The organism is Streptomyces thermocarboxydovorans (assembly GCF_039524635.1).
GTDB classification, from domain to species: Bacteria; Actinomycetota; Actinomycetes; order Streptomycetales; family Streptomycetaceae; genus Streptomyces; species Streptomyces thermocarboxydovorans.
In genome coordinates, this window is record NZ_BAAAGU010000036.1 from 71,553 (window position 1) to 78,027 (window position 6,475).

General features: G+C 69.7%; 5 protein-coding genes and 1 pseudogene. 1 reads left to right on the forward strand and 5 read right to left on the reverse strand.

All coding sequences use genetic code 11. The features are described from left to right. Nucleotides 1-1,125, reverse strand: coding sequence for an energy-coupling factor ABC transporter permease (locus ABD198_RS18185; protein WP_344002619.1), 1,125 nt, complete (start codon nucleotides 1,123-1,125; stop codon nucleotides 1-3). Between the two features lie 192 nt (nucleotides 1,126-1,317). Between ABD198_RS18185 and ABD198_RS18190 the strand changes: the two genes are divergently transcribed. Further along, a complete protein-coding gene (locus ABD198_RS18190) occupies nucleotides 1,318-1,674 on the forward strand; it encodes an SsgA family sporulation/cell division regulator (protein ID WP_344002622.1) in 357 nt (118 codons plus the stop codon). 166 nt (nucleotides 1,675-1,840) lie between these two features. Here the strand turns inward: ABD198_RS18190 and ABD198_RS18195 are convergent, their stop codons facing one another. The 4 genes and pseudogenes from ABD198_RS18195 to ABD198_RS18210 form a co-directional block, all read right to left on the reverse strand. Beyond that, nucleotides 1,841-3,517: a penicillin-binding transpeptidase domain-containing protein gene (locus tag ABD198_RS18195; RefSeq protein ID WP_344002625.1), complete on the reverse strand. Its 1,677-nt coding sequence runs from the start codon at nucleotides 3,515-3,517 to the stop codon at nucleotides 1,841-1,843. Nucleotides 3,518-3,625: 108 nt separating this feature from the next. Then, nucleotides 3,626-4,836, reverse strand: a pseudogene (locus tag ABD198_RS18200) (penicillin-binding transpeptidase domain-containing protein); the annotation flags it as partial. Between the two features lie 21 nt (nucleotides 4,837-4,857). Then, nucleotides 4,858-5,334 carry a hypothetical protein gene (locus tag ABD198_RS18205; RefSeq protein WP_344002628.1) on the reverse strand — a complete coding sequence of 159 codons (477 nt, stop codon included), beginning with the start codon at nucleotides 5,332-5,334 and terminating at the stop codon, nucleotides 4,858-4,860. 86 nt (nucleotides 5,335-5,420) lie between these two features. Next, nucleotides 5,421-6,119, reverse strand: a complete 699-nt coding sequence (locus ABD198_RS18210) for a hypothetical protein (RefSeq protein ID WP_344002631.1) — start codon at nucleotides 6,117-6,119, stop codon at nucleotides 5,421-5,423. Nucleotides 6,120-6,475: the final 356 nt, after the last annotated feature.

Sequence of the window (6,475 nt, forward strand, 5' to 3'; positions counted from 1 at the left end):
TCAGACCGTGGTGGACGTGTTGCTGGGCGAGTCCGCGTCCGTGCCGTCGCCGCTGCCGTCCCGGCCGTCGCCGCTGTCGCTCTTGCCGCTGCCCTCGCCGGGCTCGCCGTTGCCGTCGTCCGTGCGGCGCCTGCGCACCGCCCAGAACACCCCGGTGCCGGCGACCACCGTGACACCGACGCCGATCACACCCGCGAGCCCGCCGGACAGCCGGTCGTCGTCGACGTCCTTGACGCCGTAGTCGGCGAGCGGGGAGTCGGCGTAGGCGTGCTCCTCGGCCTTCTTGTCGATGCCGTGGTCGGTGGCCACCTTCTCCAGGCCGTCCGGGTCGGCGGAGGCGTAGAAGCTGACGAAGCCGGCGAGCGCCAGGGACGTCACCAGGCCCGCGATCCACACCTTGCGCGGGGAGCGGGCCGGCGCCGGCTCGTTCTCCGGGGCGTCGACCAGCTCGCCGTTCACCCGCAGCTTCAGCCGCTGCCGCAGCCCGCGCGCCCCGTGCACCAGGTCCGGGCGTACGGCGATGACGGCGCCGACGGTCAGGGCCGTGATCACGGCCTCGCCGATGCCGATGAGGACGTGCACGCCCACCATGGCCGTGGCGACCTTGGCGATGGACACCTCGGTGGTGCCGCCGATCGCGTAGAGCAGGGTGAAGACGACGGCGGAGGCGGGGACGGAGAGCAGGGCGGCGACGAAGGAGGCGACGGTCACCGAGCGGCGGGTGCGCGGCAGCAGCGTCACCAGCACCCGGAACACGGCGTAGGCGGTGACCGCGGTGGCGATCGCCATGGTGGTGATGTTGACGCCGAGCGCGGTCAGGCCGCCGTCGGCGAAGAGGAAGGCCTGCAGCAGCAGGACCACCGACACGCACAGCACGCCGGTATAGGGGCCCACCAATATGGCGGCCAGCGCGCCGCCGAGCAGATGGCCGCTGGTCCCGGCGGCCACGGGGAAGTTCAGCATCTGCACGGCGAAGATGAACGCCGCCACGAGCCCGGCCAACGGGGCCGTCCGCTCGTCGAGTTCCCGGCGCGCGCCGCGCAGGGACACGGCGATGGCGCCGGCGGCGAGCACTCCGGCCGCGGCGGAGATGGGGGCGTCGATGAATCCGTCAGGTGCGTGCACGCCTCGATGATGCCCGTTATTGCAACCCCTTTGCAAGAGCGAGCTTGTCGTTGTACTGCGTGGGCGGGCGCCGTCACGGGAAGGCTCCCTTCACCGGGAGGCGTAATGCGGGAGTTGTGCGACTCTGGACGGGGGGCGCAAGGACGCAAGGACAGCTTCCACGGGGGTGGCGCACCGCAAAGGGGCCCGACGATGTCCGTAATGGAGCAGTACGCACGCGCCCACGTCATCAGCGATGCCCCGCCGGAGGACGACCGGCCCGTCCGCGTCGTCCTGCGTTACGACCCCGAGCGGGATCCCCGCTGCGTCCACATCGGACTGCCGGGGGCCGGGGCGCCCGAATGGCCCGTCGACCGCGACCTGCTGGAGCGGGGGCTCACCGCACCGGTCGACAGCGGTCAGGTGCGGGTGTGGCCGTGCGGACGGGTCCAGGCCGTGGTGGAGTTCCACACCGCGCAGGGTGTCACCGTGGTGCAGTTCGAGACCAAGGCCCTGCTCCGGTTCCTGCGGCGGACCCATGTCGCCGCCGCGGAACCGGTACCGCACTGACCGCCGGCCGGGGCCGACCGATACCGCACTGACCGCCGGCCGCCGCGACCCGTACCGCACTGACCGCCGACCGGGGCGACCCGTACCGCACTGACCGCCGGCCGCCGCGACCCGTACCGCACGGACCACCTGCCGGCCGGGGCGTGTGCCGGGCCGGCGGTGCGCCTCAGCCGCCGGCCTTGAGCAGGGCCGCCACGATCGGGCCGGCCGTCGAGCCGCCGTGCCCGGCCGCCTGCACCACGCCCGCCGCCGCCAGGTCCCCGTGGTACGCCGTGAACCAGCCGTTGGGCTTCTTCTGCCCGTCGACCTCCGCCGAGCCGGTCTTGGCCCCGCTGTCACCACCGACGCCGGCCATCGCCTCGGCCGCCGTGCCGTAGGCCGCGGTGTACGACATCAGGTCGCGCAGCTGGGCCAGGGTGTCCGCCGACATGGTGCGCTCGGCCGTGGCGAGCTTCCGCCCGTCGACCTCGGGCGGGACCAGATAGGGCTGGCGGAACACACCCGACTTCACGGTCGCCGACACCGACGCCATGTTCAGCGGGTTCATCCGCACCCCGCCCTGCCCGATCAGGGACGCCGCCATCGGCGCCGCCGACTGCACCGGCACCGCTCCGTCGAAGGACGGCACACCGATCTGCCAGTCGTCCTTCGCCAGCCCGAACACCTGCTGCGCCTGCTTGGTGAGGTCGTCGTTCTTCAGCTCGGGCGCCTGGCTGATGAAGGCGGTGTTGCAGGAGCGGGCGAAGCTCGCCTTGAAGGTGCCGTCCTTGATCTGGAACTTGTCGTCGTTCTGGAACTTCCAGCCGCCGTAGCTGAAGTACTTCGGGCACGGGTGCTTCTTGTCCGCCGAGGCCAGGCCCTTCTCGATCAGCAGCGAGGAGGTGATCACCTTCATGGTGGAGCCCGGCGCCAGGGAGCCCTGGAAGGCGACGTTGAAGCCGTGCGAGGAGTTCGCCACGGCGAGGATCTCACCGGTCGACGGGCGCAGCACGACCACCGAGGCCCGCTTCTTCCTCGCCACCTGCTTCTCGGCCTCGGCCTGCAGCGACGGGTTCAGGGTGGTCTTCACCGTGCCCGGCGTGCCCTTGCTCAGCTCCAGCACGGTCTTGTCGGCCAGCTCCGCCTTCTGGGACGCCTTGCCGCGCACCACCCGCAGCTCGACGCCGGGCGTGCCGCCGGCCTTCTTGCCGTACTTCTCGCGCAGCCCGTCCAGCACCGGCCCGAGCGACGGGTACGCCTCCGTGGTCAGCTCGCCGCCGTCCCGGTCCAGCGCCTTCACCGGCGGGGTGCCGGCCTCGCCGGTCACCAGCTTGTCGCCGTCCCTGAGGTCCGGGTGGACGACCGCCGGCTGCCAGTGGACGCGGGGCTCGCCGTCGCCGGCCCGGCGCACGACGGTGAGCGTGCTGTCGTACGACAGCGGCTTGCTCAGCTCCTCGTGGATCACCGTGCCCTTCACGGCGAAGGGGACCTTGGTGCCGGCGGCGGCGCCCGGGGTGAGGGCGAGGTCGGCGACGCGGGCGTCCTTGGCGTAGCTCTTCAGCGCGGCGGTGGCCGCCTTCGGGTCGTCGGTGGCGGCCGCCGCCTCGCTCACCTTCCCGGCCTGCCAGGCGGTGAGGAAGCGGCGGGCGGTCCCGGTGACCTCGCTCCGGGTGAGCGGACCGGTCTTGGCCTTCTCCGCCTGCTGGGCGGTGGACGTGCCGCCCTTGCCGTCCTCGGCGGCGGCACCTCCCCCGAACAGCGCGTAGGCACCGAACCCGGCGCCCGACACGACCGCAGCGATCACTCCGCCGAGCACGACGGGTCTGGTTCTCCGCCGCTCGGCGACGCGCCTTCTGTTCCCCACTGCTTCGGATCCTCCACACTCGAGTGCCGGGCTCACGCGCCCCGGTGGTGCCTGGCGTCAAGCCAACGACGGCCACCACCCTAGAGTCCCGGCCCGCGCGCGGTTCCCTCAGCCTCCGGCTCGTAGCACGGCTGCGACAATCGGCCCGGCCGCGTCGCCGCCGTGCCCGCCCTGCTGCACCATCGCCGCCGCCGCCACGTCCCCGCGGAAGCCGGTGAACCAGCTGTCCGAGGTGGCGTTGCCGGCCACCTCCGCCGAGCCGGTCTTGGCACCGATGTCGCCGCTCAGCCCGGACATGGCGCGTGCGGCGGTGCCCTGGGTCGCGGTGAGCCGCATCATCTGCTTCAGCTGGGCGGCGGTGCCCGCCGGCAGGCCCTTCGCCCGCTGCCGGTCGTCCAGGTCCGGGGAGACCAGGTAGGGCTGGCGGAAGGCGCCGGTGATCGCGGTGGCGGTGACGCTGGCCATGTTCAGCGGGTTCATCTGCACCTGGCCCTGCCCGATGGCGCCGGCGGCACGGTCCGGGCCGCTCACCGCGGGCACGCTGCCGTCGAAGGAGGCGATGCCGGTCTTCCAGTCGCCCCGGCCGAGCCCGAACCGCTGCTCGGCCTCCTGCTGCAGGGAGGCGTCGGTGAGCGGCTTCTCGTCGATGAGCTTGATGAAGGCCGTGTTGCAGGAGCGCAGGAAGCTGTTGGCGAGGGTGGCCTTCTCGTTGGGCTCCATGCCGGTGAGGTTCTTGAAGGTCTGGCTCTGCCAGGTGGCCGTGTCCGGGCAGGGAGCCGGGCCGTTCATCGAGGTCACGCCGTTGTCGATGAGCATCGCCGCGGTGATGATCTTCATGGTGGAGCCGGGGGCGGCCTTGCCCTGGAAGGCCGCGTTGAACCCGTCCTCGCGGTGGTTGGCCACCGCCAGCACCTCACCGGTGCTCGGCTTCAGCGCCACCACGGACGACTCGGCGTACCGCTGCACCGCCTTCTCGGCGGCGGCCTGCACACCGGCGCTGAGCGTGGTGCGCAGCACACCCGGCTTGCCCTCGGCCAGGGTCAGCAGCGGGGTGTCACCGGCCGCCGCCGGATCGGCGTGCCGGATCCCAGCTCCACCCCGGGCTTGCCGCCCGCCTCGGCCCCGTACCGCTCCCGCAGACTGTCGAGGATCGGCCCCAGCGAGGGATACTCCTTCCTCGACAGCTCCTTCCCCTTGCGGTCCACGGCCTTGATCGGCGGCTTCGCGGACTCCTCGGCGACGAGGGTGTCGCCCTCCTTCAGCTGCGGATGCACCACCGACGGCTGCCAGTCCACCAGCGCCCGCCCCGTGGTCTTCCCCGCCTGCGCAGGCCTTCCTCGTCACATGCTCTGCTCACCGGCCACGATCGCGACCTTCCACTTCGCGCCGGCCCCGTCGATGCGAACGGCCAGCTTCTGGACGGTGATGTCGGTGTACACCCGTCCGACCGTGAGGGGGCCGTTACAACCGATCTTGCTGGGCTCACCCTTCGCGTCGTCACGGTCGACGATGCTCATCCTGCCTTTGCCCGAGCACGTGGCGTACACGGTGTACACGTCGGTCGGTGGTTTGAAGGCAGGCAGGTCGGCGGAGCCCATTCCCGTGGTGACAGGCACAAGTACCTTCGCACCACGCGGAAGGGTCAACTCCGGGCGCTTGGGCGGCTTTTCAGCCTCCGTGTCATTACTGCTGCTCTTGCCCGAGCTGGGTGTGTGACGCGCGTTCGGGACAGCAGCTTCATCCTGGTCGACGCCGGAGCAGGCGGTGGCGAGCAACAGGACCAGCAGAGCGCCGGGCAATGCCGTATGGCGACCCATGGGACACCTCTCGGAAAAGCGCGTCCCGACCCATCGGCCGGGACCCGCAGCGGGACGATCGGTTACTTGATGACCCAGCCCTCTCGTTAGGGCGCCCAGACCGTCATGTTCTTCTTCTGGCCGATCTGGCAGTTGCTGTATCGGTAGGCGCTGTACCCAGCGACGTTTTCCTTCATGATCCCGTAGTCGCCGTACACCGTCGACTTGGCCTTCACTTTGCCGCCGGCCTCAATGCCCAGTTCCGAGGTCCACGACTTCTCTACATTGCCGTTCACTTCGACCTCGATCTTGCCGAGCCACATCACCTTGAACTCAGAACTGATCGTGACGGAAGCGCCGATCTTCGTCGTTCCGGATTTCTTGGATGTGAACTTGAAGTCGATCGGGTAGGACTTCTTGTTCTTTACGTATGTCGCGTACTTCACCGACATCGTGTTCTTCTTGTTCTTGGTGATGTGGTTCTTCTTGTTCTTGGTGATGTGGACGAAGTACTTGCCGTGGCCGCAGTAATCGGCCATCGGTGTCTTGGGCTCGGTCGGCAGGTCGGGGCCATCCGCCTGTCCGGGAATCGGCAGGTCCTCTTCCAGCGGTGTCTCGCTGTCCGCGCCTGCTGCTGCCTCTTCTTGAGGGGAAGCACTGGGAGATTCCGTCACTGTCCCCGGAACGACATCAGCCCCGTTGGCAGTGAGTGGTGCACTTACACCGCCGGGCGAGTCGACCGCGAAAGCAGGCACGGAACTTGCCGCAACCAGAAGCGCGGCGACAACGCCGACGCCGGTCGTCACTCTCGACACTTGAGTGTTTCCCCCTGTTTCTTTTGTCGGCCGTCCCCGAAGGGAGGCCGGCGGTCGGGAATGATTAGATCATGGACATGGCGAGCAAACCAGGTGTCTGAGCCAAAATTGAGCCTGCTTCAGGTAATCGACTCGCCCGGCGGCGCTGCCCGTGCTTGCATATTTGCGCCATCAACAAAAATGCAGATGGTTCAGGCAGGCCGAGCAGGGGGTGTCGTAGCCAGGGTGATGTGCCGACCGAAAACGTGCCGCACCGCAGCCGGTGGACCCGCAGGGCGATTGCAAAGTCGCGGTGACGTCGTGAGTGTGCAGGTCACGGCGGTGTGACGATATCGGAAGGCCCGCGA

Excerpts from the sequence above, each read along its gene's own strand:
- ABD198_RS18190 (WP_344002622.1), top strand. The coding sequence starts at position 1,318 with ATGTCCGTAATGGAGCAGTACGCACGCGCCCACGTCATCAGCGATGCC.
- ABD198_RS18205 (WP_344002628.1), bottom strand. The coding sequence starts at position 5,334 with ATGGGTCGCCATACGGCATTGCCCGGCGCTCTGCTGGTCCTGTTGCTC.